The following is a 230-nucleotide window of genomic DNA, read 5'->3' on the forward strand; positions in this document are numbered from 1 at the left end:
GCTAAAGCTGCAGCAAAATATGGTGCAACTCTTGTTTACATTTCAACTGACTACGTTTTTGATGGTAAAAAACCAGTTGGTCAAGAATGGGAAGTTGATGATACTCCAGATCCTCAAACTGAATACGGTCGTACAAAACGTTTGGGTGAAGAAGCAGTTGAAAAATATACTAAAAACTTCTACATCATCCGTACTGCTTGGGTATTTGGTAACTACGGTAAAAACTTTGT

At 37.4% G+C, this 230-nt stretch carries 1 protein-coding gene; it reads left to right on the plus strand.

Annotated features, from left to right (window positions below):
• A partial coding sequence (locus tag B3473_RS03955) for a sugar nucleotide-binding protein (protein WP_293674964.1) occupies window positions 1–230 on the plus strand: 230 nt, incomplete at both ends.

Source organism: Streptococcus sp. UBA632, assembly GCF_002300045.1.
GTDB lineage: Bacteria > Bacillota > Bacilli > Lactobacillales > Streptococcaceae > Streptococcus > Streptococcus alactolyticus.